Raw genomic sequence first — 17,439 nt, 5'->3', positions numbered from 1 at the left:
TTCGGGGCGCTTTGGTGCGCCGCTCAGGTCGTTTTCATCGCTCATGGTGCAATCCGTCTGAAACTCGCATAGTGGTCCGCCGTGTACCAGCAGGCTTCGGGCGCCGTACGCTGTTCACCGCCGCAGACGATCCGCCGTGCACCACGATTGCGCGCGCCGGGCGTCTGCACCGTGTACTCGCGGTAGTGGCCGCGGCGTGCCGCTGGCAGGAGGCGTTCGCGATTGCCAAATACAACGCCGTCCTTTTCATGGCGAAACGGGCCGCCGCTGAGGATTGCCTGATAGGTCTGCTGTCCTTGCACCGGCAATTCGGACAGTGCAATCGTTTCCTCGGCGGGCGTTTTTCCTGCGCCGAACCATCCGCGGGCCTCGGCCCCCGTCGTCAACGCCGCCAGCAACAGGCTGGTGAGCGCAAACTTTGTGACAGAGGACGTGATCGAGGCGTAAGCCGCCATGGGGCACCACAAGAAAAGAGCGGGGGGTTCGAATTGGCGATCAACCTCGGGGTTAACCCGCAAATTCAAGCCCGCGAGTGTGCACCACGCTGGCGAAAATAGCAAGCGACTGCCCAAAGTTTGAGCAGTCGCAGGGACATCGAATGGCGTTTTAAGTTGGCGGCCACTCTCGCCAAACAGCCTATCTTTCGGCGTTTGCGTCAGCCACTGTCAAGGCTGTCATGTTCACGATGCGGCGAACAGTCGCGCTGGCCGTGAGAATGTGCACGGGTTTGGCCGCGCCGAGCAGAACCGGCCCGATCGCGATGTTGCCGCCCGCCGCCGTCTTGAGCAGGTTGTACGAAATATTCGCCGCGTCGATGTTTGGGAAAACCAACAGGTTGGCATCGCCCGCCAGCGCGCTGTGCGGCATGACGACCGCGCGCTGCTTGCTGTCCAGCGCCACGTCGCCGTGCATTTCGCCGTCCACCTCGAGCCAGGGGGCCTGCACGCGCAGCAGTTCGAGCGTCTTGCGCATCTTGATGGCGCTGGGCTCGTTGCTGGTGCCGAAATTGGAATGCGACAGCAGCGCCGCCTTGGGCTTCAGGCCGAAGCGCATCATTTCCTCGGCCGCCATCGTCGTGATCTCGGCCAGTTCCTCGGGCGAGGGGTCGTAGTTGACGTGCGTGTCGACCAGGAACACCTGGCGGTCGGGCAGCAGCAGGCCGTTCATGCAGGCATACACCGGCACGTCCTGCGGGGTGCTTTCGCAGCCGCCGGGGCGCTTGCCGATCACCTGGTCGATGTAGTGCAGGTGGATCAGCGTGGTGCCCCAGGTGCCGCAGATCATGCCGTCGACCTCGTCCTTGTGCAGCAGCATCGCGCCGATCAGCGTGAGGCGGCGGCGCATCTCAATCTTGGCGGTCTGCACCGTCTGGCCCTTGCGCTCCGTCATGCGGTGGTAGGTCTGCCAGAAGTCGCGGTAGCGGTGGTCCTGCTCGACGTTGACGATGTCGTAGTCCAGCTCTTCCTTCAGCCGCAGGCCGAATTTCTCGATGCGCTGGGCGATGATGGCCGGGCGGCCGATCAGTGTCGGGCGGGCGATGCCTTCGTCGACCACGATCTGCGCGGCGCGCAGCACGCGCTCTTCCTCGCCTTCGCAGTAGGCCACGCGCTTCTTCGCCGCGCGGCGGGCGGTTTCGAAGATCGGCTTCATCGTGGTGCCCGAGGCATAAACGAAGCTCTGCAGCTTGTCGCGGTAGGCGTCCATGTCCTTGATCGGACGGGTGGCCACGCCGCTTTCCTCCGCCGCCTTGGCCACGGCGGGCGCGATCTTCATCATCAGGCGCGGGTCGAACGGCTTCGGAATCAGGTATTCGGGGCCGAATGACAGCTTTTCACCGACGTAGGCAGCAGCAACGCGCTCGCTCTGCTCAGCCTGCGCCAGGTCCGCAATGGCGTGCACCGCGGCGATTTCCATCTCGTCGGTGATCGTGGTCGCGCCCGAATCGAGTGCGCCGCGGAAGATGTACGGGAAGCACAGGACGTTGTTGACCTGGTTCGGGTAGTCGGTACGGCCGGTGGCCATGATCACGTCGTCGCGCACCGCATGAGCGTCTTCGGGCGAGATCTCGGGGTTCGGGTTCGCCAGCGCGAAGATCACCGGGCGCGGCGCCATCTTGGCGACCATCGCGGGCTTGAGCACGCCGCCGGCCGACAGGCCGAGGAACACGTCGGCACCCTCGATCACCTCGGCGAGCTTGCGCGCGTCGGTTTTCTGCATGTATTGGCGCTTGTCGTCGTCCATCAGCTCGGTACGGCCTTCATAGACCACGCCGGCCAGGTCGGTCACGAACACGTTCTCGCGCTTCAGGCCGACCTTGAGCAGCAGGTTCAGGCAGGCCAGCGCCGCGGCGCCCGCGCCCGAGGTCACCAGCTTCACGTCGGCGATGTTCTTGCCCGCCACCTTCAGGCCGTTGACCATGGCCGCCGCCACGGTGATGGCCGTGCCGTGCTGGTCGTCGTGGAACACCGGGATCTTCATGCGCTTGCGCAGCTCGCGCTCCACGTAGAAGCAGTCCGGTGCCTTGATGTCTTCCAGGTTGATGGCGCCGAAGGTCGGCTCCAGCGACGCGATGATGTCCACCAGCTTGGCCGGATCCTTTTCGTCGATTTCGATGTCGAAAACGTCGACGCCCGCGAACTTCTTGAAGAGAACGCCCTTGCCTTCCATCACCGGCTTGGACGCCAGCGGGCCGATGTCGCCCAGGCCCAGCACGGCGGTGCCGTTGCTGATGACGGCCACGAGGTTGCCGCGGGAGGTGTACTTGAAGGCGTTGGCCGGGTCCTTGACGATTTCCTCGCAGGGCGCCGCCACGCCTGGCGAGTAGGCCAGCGACAGGTCGCGCTGGTTGACCATCTGCTTGGTCGCCGCGATGGCGATCTTGCCGGGGACGGGAAACTCGTGGTACTCGAGGGCGGCACGGCGCAGCTCGGCGCGTTTGTCTTCGGGCGTGGGAGTCGATGAGGTCGAAGGGGTCGAATCGGACATGTGCCTGTAGCTCCTGGTGGCGCTTCTTCTGGGGGCGCCGATTGTAGACCTCGCTCCATTGACGCCATACGCCGCATGGCCGGTGGGGCCCATGACCAAAGGCACGGCTGCGCGGTCAAGTCGGTGTGGCAATATGCACAGTTCGGACGAAAACCTGAAAACACCTGAAGAGGAGCGACCATGGCCCTGATGGATTTCATCAAGAAACAGTTCATCGACATCATCCAGTGGACCGAGACCGGCGACGGCACGCTGGCCTGGCGTTTCCCGATGGCGGACATGGAAATCCAGAACGGTGGCTCGCTCACCGTTCGCGAATCCCAGGTCGCGGTTTTCGTCAACGAAGGCAAGGTGGCCGACGTGTTCGGGCCCGGCATGTACAAGCTCACGACGCAGACGCTGCCCGTGCTCACGTACCTGAAGAACTGGGACAAGCTCTTCGAATCCCCCTTCAAGAGCGACGTCTACTTCTTCAGCACCCGCCAGCAGGTCGACCAGAAGTGGGGCACGCCCCAGCCGATCACTATCCGCGACAAGGACTTCGGCGCCGTGCGCCTGCGGGCCTTCGGCAACTACAGCTTCCGCATCGGCGACGCCAAGCTGTTCCACACCGAAATCTCCGGCACGCGCGACATCTACAGCGTGGCCGACCTCGACGGCCAGCTGCGCGGCCTGGTGCTGCAGAACATCAGCAACGCCATCGCCTCCAGCGGGGTGCCTTTCCTCGATCTCGCGGCCAACCAGATCCAGTTTGCGCAGGCGCTCGCAGCGCAGCTGGTGCCCGAGTTCGAGAAGATCGGCATCAAGCTCGAGAACATCACGGTCCAGAACGTCTCGCTGCCCGAAGAGCTCCAGAAGATCCTCGACCAGAAGATCGGCATGGGCATGGTCGGCAACGACATGGGCAAGTTCATGCAGTACCAGACGGCGCAGGCCATTCCCAAGTTCGCCGAAGGCGCGGCTGGCGGCGGCGGCATCGCGGGCGACGCGATGGGCCTGGGCGCCGGCGTGGCGCTCGGCCAGGTGCTGGCGCAGAACCTCGCGCAGGGCCTGAGCCCGAACGCGGCCGCCCAGGCCGCGGCGACGCAGCAGCAGCCTGCCGTGGCCGTGGTGAGTCCCACCGACGTGATGACCACGCTCGAGAAGCTCGGCGAACTCAAGACCAAGGGCATCCTCACGCAGGAAGAGTTCGACGCCAAGAAGGCCGAACTGCTCAAGAAGCTGGTCTAACCCCCAGGCTTCGCGCATTTCGTGTCGCTACTCCTTCCCCCTTGCAGGGGGCAACACCTGCGGCCCGGCAAAGCCGGTTCCGTGGTGTTTCCCGTAGCTGCATCCGTGGTTGCAGCCATCGATTTCCTGAGCCGCCATGGCTGAGGAAACCGGCAACCAACGCTACTACCGCGCGCCCTGCCCCGGCTGCGGCGCGCCGGTCGAGTTCCGCTCGGCGCAATCGACGCACGCGGTCTGTCCGTATTGCCAGAGCACCGTCGTGCGCCAGGGCGACACCCTCGCGCGCACCGGCAAGATGGCCGAGCTGTTCGATGACTTCAGCCCGCTGCAGCTGTTTGCCGCCGGCCGCATCCAGGACAAGCCCTTCACGCTGATCGGCCGGCTGCAATACACCTACCCGGGCGGGCGCTGGACCGAATGGATCGCAGCGCTCGACGGCGACCGCACCGGTGTGCTCAGCGAGGACAACGGCGCCTACGTCTTCGCGCTGCCCTTCGACCTGCAGCGCGCCGCGCCGCCCTGGAACGAGCTGCGCGTGGGCGCGACCACCGCCTTCGCCGGCCAGAGCTACACCGTTACCTCGAACGAGCAGGTGGCGCTGACTTCCGCGCAGGGCGAGTTGCCGCACCTGCCCGAACTCGGCCGCTCCTTCGCGATGGTCGAGCTGCGCAACGACAAGGGGCTGGTGCTCAGCATCGACTACGGCACCGCCACGCCCACCGCGTACCTGGGCCGCTCGGTGCAGCTCGAGGACCTGCAGCTCACCGGCCTGCGCGAGGAATCCGCCAAGAACGAGACGGGCCGAAGCTTCAATTGCCCCAATTGCGGCTCGCCCGTCACTGTCAACCTGGCGGACAGCAAGAGCATCACCTGCCGTTCGTGCAACAGCATCATCGACCTGACGCAGGGCATCGGCGGCGAGCTCAAGCATGCGACGCAGGACGAGCCCGTGCGCCCGCTCATCGCGCTTGGCAGCATGGGCCAGCTGCAGGGTGCGCAGTGGCAGGTGGTCGGCTTCCAGCACCGCATGGGCACCGAGCCCGGCGACGACGAGCAGTTCGGCTGGGACGAGTACCTGCTCTACAACAAGAAGCGCGGCTTCAGCTTCCTGGTCGACGCTGAAGACGGCTGGAGCATGGTCAAGCCGACCACCGGCGCCCCGGTGATGGCCGAGAGCGGCAACACCGCCACGTACCTCAACAAGCGCTACCAGCAGCAGTACGCCTACAACGCCGAGACCACCTATGTGGCGGGCGAGTTCTATTGGCAGGTCGAGCGCGGGCAGAAGACCTTCAACCGCGACTTCGCCAGCGGCCCCGCGCTGCTGTCGATGGAGCGCTCGGCCAACGAGCTCACGTGGTCGTCGGGCATCAAGCTCGACAGCGGCGTGGTGGCCACCGCCTTCAAGCTCGACGCCAAGAAGGACATGTTCAAGCGCGCCGACGCGCTGCCCGTGAGCGCGGCAGCGTCGAAGCTGGGCTGCGGCACGATCATCCTCATCATCGTCGTGATCATCATCCTGCTGATCATCCTGAGCACCTGCAGCAGCAGTGGCGGCTCTTCGAGCGGCTACCGCAGCTCGGGCGGCTCCTATGGCGGCTACTCGAGTGGCGGCGGCCACAAATGACGAGGAAGATGCGCATGACGCACCCGATGTATCTCATTACTACGACTGGAGGTCCCCATGGGATTTGAATGGCTGAAACCGGGCGTGGTCCTCGGATCGCTCGTGTACGCGCTGATCGGCGTCGTGATCTTCTGGCTCTGCTTCCTGATCATCGACAAGATCACGCCCTATGACCTGTGGGGCGAGATCGTCGAGAAGCAGAACGTGGCGCTGGGCCTCGTCGTGGCGGCAATGAGTCTGGGCATCAGCATCATCGTGGCTGCTGCAATCCATTGAGCGACGCGGCCTCGCCCGCGCGCACCCCGGATGCGCGGGGGCCGCAACCCGTCGAAGTCGCGCTGCTCGCCAGCGTGTTCGTGGTCGCCGCCTGCGGGCTGGTCTACGAACTGAGCGCGGCCGCGCTGAGCTCCTACCTGCTCGGCGACTCGGTGCTGCAGTTCAGCACCATCATCGGCACCTACCTGTTCGCGATGGGCGTGGGCTCCTGGCTCTCGCGCTATTTCGATCGCCAGCTGCCGGCGCACTTCCTGCGCATCGAGCTGATGGTTGCGCTGATCGGCGGCGCGCTGCCGGCGATCCTGTTCCTGGCCAACGCCTACGTGCCGGGCGCCTTCCGCCTGCTGCTCTACGGCCTGGTGATGGTGGTCGGCACGCTGGTGGGCCTCGAGATTCCGCTGGTGATGCGTATCCTGAAGCGCAACATCGTGCTCAAGAACCTGGTGTCGCAGGTGCTCACCTTCGACTACCTCGGCGCGCTGGCGGTGTCGGTGGCGTTCCCGCTCATCCTCGTGCCGCAGCTCGGCATGATCCGCACCGGCCTGCTGTTCGGCTTCATGAACGCGGCGGTGGCGGTGTGGGCGCTGTGGCTGTTTCGCCATGAGCTGCGCCGCATCGGCGCGCATGCGCTCGCCTGCTTCCTGTCGCTGGCCGTGCTGCTGGCCGCCTTCGTGTGGGCCGACCACATCACCACGCTGGCCGAAGACAAGTTCTACCAGGACCGCATCGTGTTCAGCGCGACCTCGCCGTACCAGCGCATCGTCGTCACGCGCGGACTGCTCGGGCACCGCCTGTTCCTGAACGGCAACCTGCAGTTCGCCGAGCGCGACGAGTACCGCTACCACGAGGCGCTCGTGCATCCGGTGATGGCCGCGCAGGGCGCGCCGAAGAAGGTCGCGGTACTCGGCGGCGGCGACGGCATGGCGGTGCGCGAGATCCTCAAGTACCCCTCGGTCGAGTCGGTCACGCTGGTGGAGCTGGACCCGAACATGACCAGGCTCTTCACCGAGCACGAGACGCTGGCCGCGCTCAACGGCCATTCGCTCTCGTCGCCCAAGGTGAAGATCGTCAACACCGACGCCTTCCAGTGGCTGCAGCAGCCGGGCGACATGTACGACGTGATCGTGGTCGACTTTCCCGATCCGACCAACTTCGCGATCGGCAAGCTCTACACCAACAGCTTCTACGCGCTGCTCGAAAAGCGCCTGTCGGCCAGCGGCTATGCGGTGATCCAGACCACCTCGCCACTGGTGGCGCGCAAGAGCTACTGGACCGTGGCGACCACCATCGAGTCGGTCGGCCTGCGCGCCACGCCGTACCACGCGCACGTGCCGAGCTTCGGCGAGTGGGGCTACATCATCGCGAGCCGCCGGCCGTATCGCATGCCCGATGCCTTGCCTGCCGGCCTGCGCTTCCTGTCGCCTTCCACCTTGCCGCTGATGTTCGACTTTCCGCTCGACATGGCGCGCGTGCCGACCGAAGTGAACCGGCTGTCGAACCAGATCCTCGTCACCACCTATGAGCAGGAGTGGGGCAAGGTCATGGCGCATTAGCCACGCCATGCAGCGGCGCGAATTCCTCGGCGTGGCGGCGGGTGCGGCGGGCGTCCTGGCGCTCGCCGGCTGCGAGGCGCCGCCACCGCCCATCGAAGGCGGCTTCACCGGCATCGACGTCGCGCGCGGGCATGCGATGCGCGACGGCGCGCTCAAGAGTGCAGCGCCCGCTGTCGTGAAGCGCACGCGCGTATTGATTGCCGGCGGCGGCGTGGCGGGGCTCGCGGCGGCGCGCGCGCTGCGGCTCGCGGGCGTAGAAGACTTCGCGCTGCTCGAGCTCGAGGACACCGCCGGCGGCAATGCGCGCGGCGGCATGGTCAACGGCATCGCCTGCCCGCTCGGCGCGCACTACCTGCCGGTGCCGGGGGACGATGCGCGCGAGGTGCAGGACCTGCTCGAGGAACTCGGCCTGCGCCGCCGCGTGGCGGGCCGCTGGGAGTACGACGAGCTCAACCTCTGCCACGCTCCGCAGGAGCGGCTGTTCCTGCACGGCGAATGGCAGGACGGCCTGCTGCCCGTGCACGGCGTCGGCGAGAGCACGCTGGCGCAGTACCGCAAGTTCGCGCAGCGCATCGACACACTGCAGCACGCGGCGCATTTCGCCATTCCCACGCTCAAGGTCGCCATCACGCCCGAGCTGCTGGCGCTCGACGCCATCCCCTTCTCCAGCTGGCTCGACAGCGAGGGCTTCAGCGACGCGCAACTGCGCTGGTACCTCGACTACTGCTGCCGCGACGACTACGGCGCCGGCATCGCGCATGTTTCGGCCTGGGCCGGCATCCACTATTTCGCGAGCCGCCACGGCTTTCACGCGCCCGGCGACCCGAGCGGCAGCGTCAACGATTCGAGCCCCGAGCGCGACGGCATCCTCACCTGGCCCGAAGGCAACGGCTGGCTCACGCGGCAACTGGCCAAGCCGCTCGGCGACCGGCTGCACACCGGCCAGGTCGTCACTCGCATCGCCGAGCTGCGCGGCGGCGTCGAGGTCGATGCATGGGACGCGAAGACGAGGTCGCTCGTGCGCTGGCAGGCCGAGCGCTGCATCGTCGCGCTGCCGGTGTTCATCGCCGCACGCGTGGTCGAGAACCCGCCGCCCGTGCTGGCCAACGCCGCCGCGCATGTGCGCTACGCGCCGTGGCTGGTGGCCAACCTGCACCTGCGCGGCCCGTTGGCCGACAGGCCCGGCGCCGCGCCGAGCTGGGACAACGTGATTTACGGCACGCGCGGCCTCGGCTATGTCGATGCGCGCCACCAGGCGCTCGACCCGACGCCGCGCGGCACCGTGCTCAGCTGGTATCGCCCGCTGGGCCCTAGCAGCTACGACACCACCGACGGCCGCCGCCTGCTGCTCGACCGGCCGTGGACCGGCTGGCGCGACGACCTGCTCGCGGAGCTGTCGGTGCCGCATCCAGACCTGCCCGCGCTTGCCACGCGCATCGAGATCACGCGCTACGGGCATGCCATGTCGATCCCCGGGCCGGGCCTGCTGGCGCAGATCGGGTCGCAGCGCAGCGCACCGGATGCGGCGCATCGCGGCAGTGTCGTTGCGGGGCGGTTGTCGTTCGCGCATGCGGACTGGTCGGGCTACTCCATCTTCGAAGAGGCGTTCACGCGCGGCCATGTCGCGGGCACGAGCGCGGCATCCGCATGATGAAGACGCTGGTGCTCGGCGGCTACGGCAACTTCGGCGCGCGCATCTGCCGGGCGCTGGCCGCCGACGCCGGCATCGAGCTGCTGGTGGCCGGGCGCGATGCGCGGCGCGCCACGGCGTTCGCCGAATCGCTGGGTGGCGGTGGCGAACGCGGGGTTCGCATCGACGTGCAGGCGCCGGACTTTGCGGACACGCTGCGCCAACTTGGCGTGGCGCTGGTGATCCACACCGCCGGCCCGTTCCAGAACCAGGACTACCGTGTGCCGCTGGCTGTTGCTGCAGCAGGCGCGCACTACATCGACCTGGCCGACGGCCGCCGCTTCGTGTGCGACTTTCCCGGCGCGCTCGACACCGCGTTCCGCAATGCCGGCCGCACGGGCATCAGCGGCGCCAGCACGGTGCCTGCGCTGTCATCCGCCGTGGTCGACCATCTGGCGGCGGGCTGGCAAGGCATCCACGGCATCGACATCTGCATCGCGCCCGCGCAAGGCGCTCCGCGCGGCGAAGCCACGCTGGCCGGCGTGCTCGCCTACTGCGGCGAGCCGATCCGCGTCTGGCAGCAAGGGCACTGGACCGAGCAGCCCGGCTGGGCGAACCCGGCGAAGGTCGCGTTCGCGCGCATGAAGCCGCGCCGCGGCGCGCTGTGCGACATCCCCGATCTCGAACTCTTTCCTGCGCGCTATGCCGGCGTGCAGTCGGTCATGTTCCGCGCAGCGCTCGAAGTCGGGCTGGCGCAGCAGGCCTTCGCCTTCCTGGCCTTCCTGCGCCGCTTGGGTGTGCTGGCCGCGCCGCAAAAGCTGGCACCGCTGCTGCATTCGGCGGGCCGCGTGTTCGATGCGCTCGGCACTGCGCTGGGCGGCATGGTGGTGCGCGTCGAAGGCACCGACGCATCGGGCCGCACCGCGCGCCGCGCCTGGCACATTGCCGCCGATGACAACCACGGCCCGGAGATTCCCTGCATGGCGGCCGTCCTGCTGGCCCGGCGCCTGGCGCGTGGCGAGGCATTGCCCGCCGGCGCGCACGCCTGCACGGGCCTGCTCGCGCTTGCGGAATTCGACGCCGAGTTCGCGCGCTGGGGCATGGTGACGGACCTCATCGACGAAGCCCCATGACGCGCGCCGAAGACGACGATCGCCTGCTGCGCGCGAGCCTCGTCGCCGTGTGGCTGTTCACGGCCGTCGCCAGCATCGTCGAGCTGAACGGCCAGAGCCGCGAAGTGCTGGCCGCTGCGGGCATCACTTCGCCGCCGTGGCTGGTGCAGCTACTGATCGCCGGCGGCGCTGCGGCGGACCTCCTCGTTGGCCTTGCGCTCTGGTTGCGGCCCGGCCGCGCCAGCTACGCAGCCGCCCTTGCCTTGATGCTCGCCATGACTCTCGTGGCGACCGTGCTTCAGCCGAGCCTGTGGCTGCACCCGCTCGGCCCGTTGCTCAAGAACCTGCCCATCGCCGCCCTGCTCTGGCATTTATACCGACGCGCGACGCCATGAATACCTACCTCGTCCTCAAGTGGCTGCACATCGTCTCCAGCGTGCTGATGGTCGGCACCGGGCTGGGGTCGGCGTTCTACATGTTCTTCGCCAACCGCAGCGGCAGCGTGCCCGCGCAGGCGGTGGTGAGCCGGCTGGTGGTGCGTGCCGACTGGTGGTTCACCACGCCCACCGTCATCCTCCAGCCGGCCACCGGCTTCGCGCTCGCGCACATGGCGGGCTGGCCGTTGTCTACGCCCTGGCTCGCGCTGTCGCTGGGGCTGTTCGTGTTCGCGGGGCTCTGCTGGCTGCCGGTGGTGTGGCTGCAGATCCGCATGGCCGCCATTGCGGCGCAGGCGCATCGCGCGGCGACACCGCTGCCTCAGCTGTATGCGCGCTACCAGCGCTATTGGGAGCTGCTGGGCTATCCGGCCTTCGTGGCGATGGTGGTGGTGTTCTATCTGATGGTGAACAAGCCGCAGCTTTCGATCTGAGATGAGCCACTGAAACGGCCCCGGCGCGGCCCTGTGCGGTTTTCACGAAGACTTCACACACAGCGCCATTGCTTCACAGATGGTCCGCAAACTCGCGGACGCCAACAAAAACACAGTGGGAGCGTCCATGCTGCAAGTCGCAAATCGAAAACTCGCGTCGTTCAGCGACGTGCTCTTCACCGGGCTGGGCCGCGTGCTCGGGTTCTTGCGCCCGGTGGCCCGTGGGCTCATCGGTTCCTGGCGACCACCGGGCTGGCTGCGCATCGTGGGCGCCTTCCTGCTCTTCGGGCTGCAGTGGCTGCAGCAGCGGCTGGCCTGGCTGGTGTTGCTCCTGCTGCTCGTGCTGGCCGGCTGGATGGCCAGCCCCCACGTGATCAAGTGGTGGCACGGCCTCACGCCCGATCGCGTCGAACCCGTCGTCGCCACCGCAAAGACCGAGCCGCCGCAACGCACGCAGATCGAGCTCGACAGGGGGCCGAACCCCTTCGTCATTGATTTCTCGGCCTCAGTGGCGCCAATTTCGCGCATCGGCCAGGAGGCCACCGGTGTCACCATCGAGCCCGCCATTGCCGGCCGCTGGACGTGGACCAAGCAGAACCGGCTTGAATTCCTGCCCGCGCAAGACTGGCCCATCGGCCAGCCGTACAAGGTGCAGATCGCCGACAGCGCACTCGCACCGCACATCGAGATGGCCCTGCGCAAGTACGAGTTCACCTCGCCCGAATTCAACGCGCAGATCAACGCCGCCGAGTTCTATCAAGACCCGGTGCAGGCCAACGTGCGCCGCGCGCTCTTTCAGGTGCACTTCTCGCACCCCGTGAACACGGCCGAGTTCGAGAAGCGCCTGGTGCTGACCTACGACCAGCCCTGCAGCTCCTCGTTCTTCAGCGTGGGCAAGTGCGCGAGCGAGAAGTTCACGGTCAGCTATGACAAGCTGCGCCTCAACGCCACCCTGCAATCAGAGCCGCTGCCGATTCCCGAGAAGACTCGCCCGGCGATCCTCAGCCTCACCTCCGGCACCGTCGCGCAGAAGGGCGGCCCGGCGCTGCGTGCCGACATGTCCCGCGCGGTCGACATTCCCGGCCTCTTCAGCCTGAGCATCGCCAGCATCGAACCCACCATCGTCACCGGCGAGAACGGTGAGCCCGAGCACGTGATGCACGTCACTGCCTCCATGCCAGTGCACGAGCGCGAAATGGCGCGCGTGGTGCAAGCCTGGCTGCTGCCCGCGACAGAAGAAGCCAAGGGCGATTCCGACGAGAAATTCGACTGGTCCGCCGATCCGTCGAAGGTCACCGACGCCGTGCTGCGTCGCGCGAAGAAGATCAACCTGCAGCCCATTGCCAGCGAGCGCGAAGTGACCGAGATGGTCAGCTTCCGCATGCCGCAGGCCGAGGGCGGCCGCTACCTGCTGGTACGCGTGGTCAAGGGTCTGAAGACCCCCGGCGGCTACCAGCTCGGCGCCGCGCGGCAAGACGTGCGCCTGCTCAAGACCTTCGCGCCCGAGCTCACCATCATGAGCCAGGGCTCGCTGCTCGCACTTTCGGGCGAGCGCAAGCTGCCGATCCTCGTGCGCGACCTGCCCGGCATCCGCCTTGAAATCGGTCGCCTGCTGCCGCAGCAGCTGCAGCACCTGGTGACGCAGACCAACGGCGACTTCGCGCATCCGCAGTTCAACGGCGGCCTGCAGTCGGACAACCTCGTCGACCGCTTCCAGAAGGAGATTCCGCTCAGCATTCCCGCCGGCAAGGCGCACTACGAAACCGTCGACTTCGCCGAGTACCTGCGCAACGACGTGGCCGACCGCCGCGGCGTGTTCCTGCTCAAGGTGCAGGGCTACGACCCCAAGGCGAAGAAGAAGCCCGAGGGCGACGAGCAGCAGGCCCAGCCCGAAGACGAACAGCAGCAAGAAGAACAGTCCTCTGACCAAGACGGCAACACCGAAGGCGGCAGCCCCGAGCAGCAGCTCGACCGGCGCCTCGTGCTCGTCACCGACCTTGGCATCGTCGCCAAGAAGTCGCTCGACGGCACGCGCGACGTGTTCGTGCAGAGCATTGCCAACGGCCAGCCCGTGGCCGGAGCGCTGGTCGAGGTGTGGGGCCGCAACGGCATGATCGTGGCGTCGCAGGCCACGGATGCGACGGGTGCCGCCAAGCTGCCCAACCTCGCCGGCTACCAGCGCGAGAAAGCGCCCGTGGTGCTGGTCGTGCGCAAGGACGGCGACCTGAGCTTCCTGCCCTTCAACCGCAACGACCGCACGCTGGATATCTCTCGCTTCGACGTCGGCGGCCTGCGCGCGGCCGGCGTGCCGAACCAGATGACGGCCTACGTCTTCAGCGACCGCGGCATCTACCGCCCCGGCGACACCATGCACATCGCGATGATGGTCAAGGCCGGCAACTGGGGCACCTCGCTGCGCGACCTGCCGCTAGAAGCCGAGATCATCGATGCGCGCGGCCTCAGCGTGCGCCGCGAAAAGCTCAAGCTCGGCCCCGGCGGCGCTGCGGAAATCGCCCACACCACGCAAGACACATCGCCCACCGGCAACTACACCGTCAACCTCTACCTGCCGCGCGAATCGTCGCCCGGCACGCCCGAGGTCGAAGGCCTGCTGATCGGCAGCACCACCGTTAAGGTGCAGGAGTTCCTGCCGGACCGCACCAAGGTCACGGCCAAGCTCAGCAGCGAAATCGCCGAAGGCTGGGTCAGGCCCAAGGACCTGAAGGCGCTCATCGACGTGCAGAACCTCTTCGGCACGCCCGCGCCCGATCGCAAGGTCGAAGGCACGCTCACGCTGAGCCCCGGCTTCCCGGTGTTCCGCGCCTTCACCGACTACGCCTTCTTCGATCCGCAGCGCGCCGCCGACAAACAGGTCGACGACCTGGGCAGCGTGCAGACCAGCGCCGACGGCAAGGCCGAATTCGACCTGCGCCTGTCGCGCTTCGACGCCGCCACCTACCAGGTGCACGTGCTCGCCAAGGCTTTCGAGCCCGAGGGCGGGCGCAGCGTGTCGGCCGAGGCGCAGACGCTGGTGAGCGACATGCCCTACCTCGTCGGCGTGAAGGTCGACGGCGACGTCGGCTACGTGAGCAAGGGCGCCGCGCGCACTGCCACCGTGATCGCCATCGACCCGCAGGCGAAGAAGACGGCCGTGGCCGACCTGAAGATCGAGCGCGTGGAGCGCAAGGTGCTGTCGGTGCTCATCAAGCAGGACAACGGCCTGTACCGCTACGAGTCGCGCCGCAAGGAAGTCGTGCTCGACGAGAAGCCCTTCGCCATCGCCGCGGCCGGCAACAACGTGGCGCTGGACACCGGCGCGCCCGGCAACTTCGCCTATGTGGTGCGCAATGCGCAGGGGCTGGAGCTCAACCGCGTGGAGTACAGCGTGGCGGGCAATGCCAACGTATCGCGCTCGCTCGACCGCAACGCCGAGCTGCAGCTCACGCTCGACCGCAAGGACTACGAGCCGGGCCAGGAGATCGCGGTGAGCATCCGCGCGCCGTACGTGGGTGCGGGCCTCATCACCATCGAGCGCGACAAGGTCTACGCCCACGCATGGTTCAAGACCGACAAGACCGCCTCGGTGCAGAAGATCGTTCTGCCCAAGGACTTCGAGGGCACAGGCTACATCAACGTGCACTTCGTGCGCGATCCGGCTTCGGACGAGGTCTACATGAGTCCGCTGTCTTACGGCGTCGTGCCCTTCGCCACAGCGCTGACCAAGCGCACCGCCAACCTGCAGCTCACCAGCAGCGAACTGGTGAAGCCGGGGCAGACCGTGAAGATGAAGCTCACCAGCGACAAGCCCACGCGCGCCGTGGTGTTCGCGGTGGACGAAGGCATCCTGCAGGTGGCGCGCTACAAGACGCCCGACCCGCTGAAGCACTTCTTCCAGAAGCGCGCACTTGAAGTCGGCACGCTGCAGACGCTCGACCTGATCCTGCCGGAGTTCAAGAAGCTCATGCAGGGCGCCGCACCCGGCGGCGACGGCGAGGGCGAACTCGGCAAGCACCTGAACCCGTTCAAGCGCAAGCGCGACAAGCCGGTGGCCTACTGGTCGGGGCTGGTGGACGTGAACGGCAGCCGCGAGTTCAGCTACACCGTGCCCGAGAGCTTCAACGGCAGCCTGCGCGTGATGGCCGTTGCCGTGAACGACGAGACCACCGCTGCCAAGTCCACCCGCACCGTGGTGCGCGGCGACATGGTGATATTGCCGAACGCGCCGCTCGCGATGGCGCCCGGCGATACGGTCGAAGTGGGCGTGGGCCTGGCCAACAACATCGTGGGCTCGGGCAAGGAAGCGCCCATAGCGCTCACGCTCACCGCCTCCGGCGGGCTCGAAGTGGTGGGCGACGCCACGCAGACGCTCAAGGTCAACGAGCGCGGCGAAGCCAGCACCAAGTTCAATGTGCGCGCCAAGCCGGGCGAGCAGGCGGTGCTGGGTTCTTCCGCACTGGTGTTCACCTCGACGCACAAGACCTTCAGCGCGCGCCTGTCGACCGAAGTGAGCGTGCGGCCCGCGTCGCCCTTCGTCACGCTGGTGCAGGCCGGCAGCTTCCAGCGCGCGGGCGAGCTGTCGAGCCAGGCTGACCTGTACCCGAACTTCCGCCAGAGCGACGTGGCCGTGTCCGCCGCGCCGTGGGCCTTCGCGACCGGGCTCATGCAGTATCTGGAGGCGTACCCGCACGGCTGCACCGAGCAGATCACGAGCCAGACCTTCCCTGCCGTGCTGCTCGCGGGTCGCCCCGAGCTGGTGAAGGAGATGGCGCGCGGCCGCACCGCCGAGCAAGGCCCGATGCCCGAGGCGCGCAAGACCTTCGAGCGCTACCTCGTGCAGCTGCGCGCACGGCAGACGGCCGATGGCGGCTTCTCGCTGTGGCCCGGCGCCGGCACCGATGCCTTCGCCACGCTGTACGCGGTGCACCTGCTGGTCGAGGCCAAGGACCACAAGCTGCCCGTGCCGCAAGACCTGCTGCAGAAGGCCAACGCCTACCTGCAGGGCTGGCTCGGCAGCGGCGACGCTTCGCTCGACGGCTGGCGCCAGCGCACGCAGGCGGCCTACCTGCTGACGCGCCAGGGCATCATCGCGCCGGCCGCGCTGGCCAACCTTCGCGAAGCATGGCGCAGCAAGCAGACGCAGGGCTGGAGCGACGACCTCGGCGCCGTGTACCTTGCCGCGAGCTACCAACTCGTGAAGCAGGATCAGGTGGCCAACGAGCTGCTCAACCCGGTGTGGGCCGACCTGCTCGCGCGCACAGAGAAGAAACAGCGCCGCAACGTCTGGGGCGCCTACTACGACCCGCTGGTGCACGACAGCATGACGCTGCACCTGGTGGGCCGCCACTTCCCGTCGCGCCTGAAGACGCTGAAGCCCGCGGTGTGGGAAGGCATGGCGGCGATGGTGCGCGACGGCTGGTACAACAGCCTGTCGTCGGCTTCGATGCTGCTCGCGGTCGATTCGTACTTCGAGGCCGTGGGGCAGAACGTCGAAGGCAAGCTCACTGCGAGCGCCGTCAACGCACAAGGCCAGGCCGCCGCGCTCGCGCTGGGCGCGGTCAACCCCATCACGCGCGCAGCGGTGCCGGCCGGCACGGCCAGGCTGAAGCTGTCGAACGACAGCGACTTCAACCTGTACTACAGCTGGGCCGAACAGGGCTTCGAGCGCAACGTGCCCGCCACGGCGGTGAACAAGGGCCTCGAAATCTTCCACGAAGTGCTCGATGCCAAGGGCAACCCGGTCACCAAGGCCAAGCTCGGTGAAGAGGTCACGGTACGGGTGCGCGTGCGCAGCCTGGAGCGCGCGCAGCTCAACGACGTGGCGCTGGTCGACGTGCTGCCCGGTGGACTGGAGCCGGTGCTGCAAGCCGTGGGCGATGACGACGATGCCAACGCCGACGCGCCCATCTGGAAGAAGCGCCTGGGCGGCGGCGGCTCGTGGAAGGTGCAGTACGCCGACATCCGCGAAGACCGCGTCGTGTTCTACGGCAGCGTCAACAAGGACCTGCTCGAAGTGACCTACAAGGCACGCGCCACCAACGTGGGCGACTATGTGGTGCCGGCGGCGTATGGCGAGGCGATGTACGACCGGCGCGTGTTCTCGCGCTCGGCCGGTGCGCGCTTCCAGGTGGTGGGGAATTGATCATGACGCGCCCGGGTCT

11 protein-coding genes are annotated in these 17,439 nt (G+C 67.3%); 9 read left to right on the top strand and 2 right to left on the bottom strand.

The features are described from left to right. Positions 1–41: 41 nt before the first annotated feature. Positions 42–455 (bottom strand): ribonuclease domain-containing protein, encoded by a 414-nt coding sequence (locus ACWV14_RS31860; protein WP_422084294.1) that lies wholly within the window; start codon positions 453–455, stop codon positions 42–44. A gap of 181 nt (positions 456–636) precedes the next feature. Further along, positions 637–2,985 (bottom strand): NADP-dependent malic enzyme, encoded by a 2,349-nt coding sequence (locus ACWV14_RS31855; protein WP_454905932.1) that lies wholly within the window; start codon positions 2,983–2,985, stop codon positions 637–639. A 180-nt stretch (positions 2,986–3,165) separates the two neighbouring features. On the opposite strand from ACWV14_RS31855, the gene ACWV14_RS31850 reads away from it, so the two are divergent. From ACWV14_RS31850 to ACWV14_RS31810, 9 genes are all read left to right on the top strand, one after another. Then, entirely contained in the window at positions 3,166–4,215 is a 1,050-nt protein-coding gene (locus tag ACWV14_RS31850) for an SPFH domain-containing protein (RefSeq protein ID WP_237677869.1), read from the top strand. A gap of 136 nt (positions 4,216–4,351) precedes the next feature. After that, a complete protein-coding gene (locus ACWV14_RS31845) occupies positions 4,352–5,842 on the top strand; it encodes a DUF4178 domain-containing protein (RefSeq protein ID WP_454905930.1) in 1,491 nt (496 codons plus the stop codon). Positions 5,843–5,899: 57 nt separating this feature from the next. Then, the gene (locus ACWV14_RS31840) at positions 5,900–6,118 is read left to right on the top strand and encodes a DUF350 domain-containing protein (protein WP_019653703.1); all 219 of its coding nucleotides are present in this window, start codon (positions 5,900–5,902) and stop codon (positions 6,116–6,118) included. Next, entirely contained in the window at positions 6,115–7,671 is a 1,557-nt protein-coding gene (locus tag ACWV14_RS31835) for a polyamine aminopropyltransferase (RefSeq protein ID WP_454905928.1), read from the top strand. The genes ACWV14_RS31840 and ACWV14_RS31835 overlap by 4 nt, the downstream gene beginning before the upstream one ends. Before the next feature lie 7 nt (positions 7,672–7,678). After that, complete coding sequence (locus ACWV14_RS31830; protein ID WP_454905926.1) at positions 7,679–9,322, top strand: FAD-dependent oxidoreductase; 1,644 nt, start codon at positions 7,679–7,681, stop codon at positions 9,320–9,322. Then, complete coding sequence (locus tag ACWV14_RS31825; RefSeq protein WP_454905924.1) at positions 9,319–10,434, top strand: saccharopine dehydrogenase family protein; 1,116 nt, start codon at positions 9,319–9,321, stop codon at positions 10,432–10,434. Before ACWV14_RS31830 ends, ACWV14_RS31825 begins: the two co-directional genes overlap by 4 nt. Continuing rightward, a complete protein-coding gene (locus tag ACWV14_RS31820; RefSeq protein ID WP_422084300.1) occupies positions 10,431–10,808 on the top strand; it encodes a DoxX-like family protein in 378 nt (125 codons plus the stop codon). Before ACWV14_RS31825 ends, ACWV14_RS31820 begins: the two co-directional genes overlap by 4 nt. After that, positions 10,805–11,281: a DUF2269 family protein gene (locus ACWV14_RS31815; RefSeq protein WP_454905922.1), complete on the top strand. Its 477-nt coding sequence runs from the start codon at positions 10,805–10,807 to the stop codon at positions 11,279–11,281. Before ACWV14_RS31820 ends, ACWV14_RS31815 begins: the two co-directional genes overlap by 4 nt. A gap of 127 nt (positions 11,282–11,408) precedes the next feature. Then, a complete protein-coding gene (locus ACWV14_RS31810) occupies positions 11,409–17,420 on the top strand; it encodes an alpha-2-macroglobulin family protein (RefSeq protein WP_454905920.1) in 6,012 nt (2,003 codons plus the stop codon). Positions 17,421–17,439 lie beyond the last annotated feature (19 nt).

It is taken from the genome of Variovorax durovernensis (assembly GCF_977011995.1).
Note: the sequence above shows the minus strand (reverse complement) of the source record. Positions and strands in the feature narration are given on the sequence as shown.

Coding starts and splice junctions, on each gene's coding strand:
- ACWV14_RS31830 (WP_454905926.1), top strand. CDS start 7,679: ATGCAGCGGCGCGAATTCCTCGGCGTGGCGGCGGGTGCGGCGGGCGTC.
- ACWV14_RS31820 (WP_422084300.1), top strand. CDS start 10,431: ATGACGCGCGCCGAAGACGACGATCGCCTGCTGCGCGCGAGCCTCGTC.
- ACWV14_RS31850 (WP_237677869.1), top strand. CDS start 3,166: ATGGCCCTGATGGATTTCATCAAGAAACAGTTCATCGACATCATCCAG.
- ACWV14_RS31825 (WP_454905924.1), top strand. CDS start 9,319: ATGATGAAGACGCTGGTGCTCGGCGGCTACGGCAACTTCGGCGCGCGC.
- ACWV14_RS31840 (WP_019653703.1), top strand. CDS start 5,900: ATGGGATTTGAATGGCTGAAACCGGGCGTGGTCCTCGGATCGCTCGTG.
- ACWV14_RS31810 (WP_454905920.1), top strand. CDS start 11,409: ATGCTGCAAGTCGCAAATCGAAAACTCGCGTCGTTCAGCGACGTGCTC.
- ACWV14_RS31845 (WP_454905930.1), top strand. CDS start 4,352: ATGGCTGAGGAAACCGGCAACCAACGCTACTACCGCGCGCCCTGCCCC.
- ACWV14_RS31815 (WP_454905922.1), top strand. CDS start 10,805: ATGAATACCTACCTCGTCCTCAAGTGGCTGCACATCGTCTCCAGCGTG.
- ACWV14_RS31855 (WP_454905932.1), bottom strand. CDS start 2,985: ATGTCCGATTCGACCCCTTCGACCTCATCGACTCCCACGCCCGAAGAC.
- ACWV14_RS31860 (WP_422084294.1), bottom strand. CDS start 455: ATGGCGGCTTACGCCTCGATCACGTCCTCTGTCACAAAGTTTGCGCTC.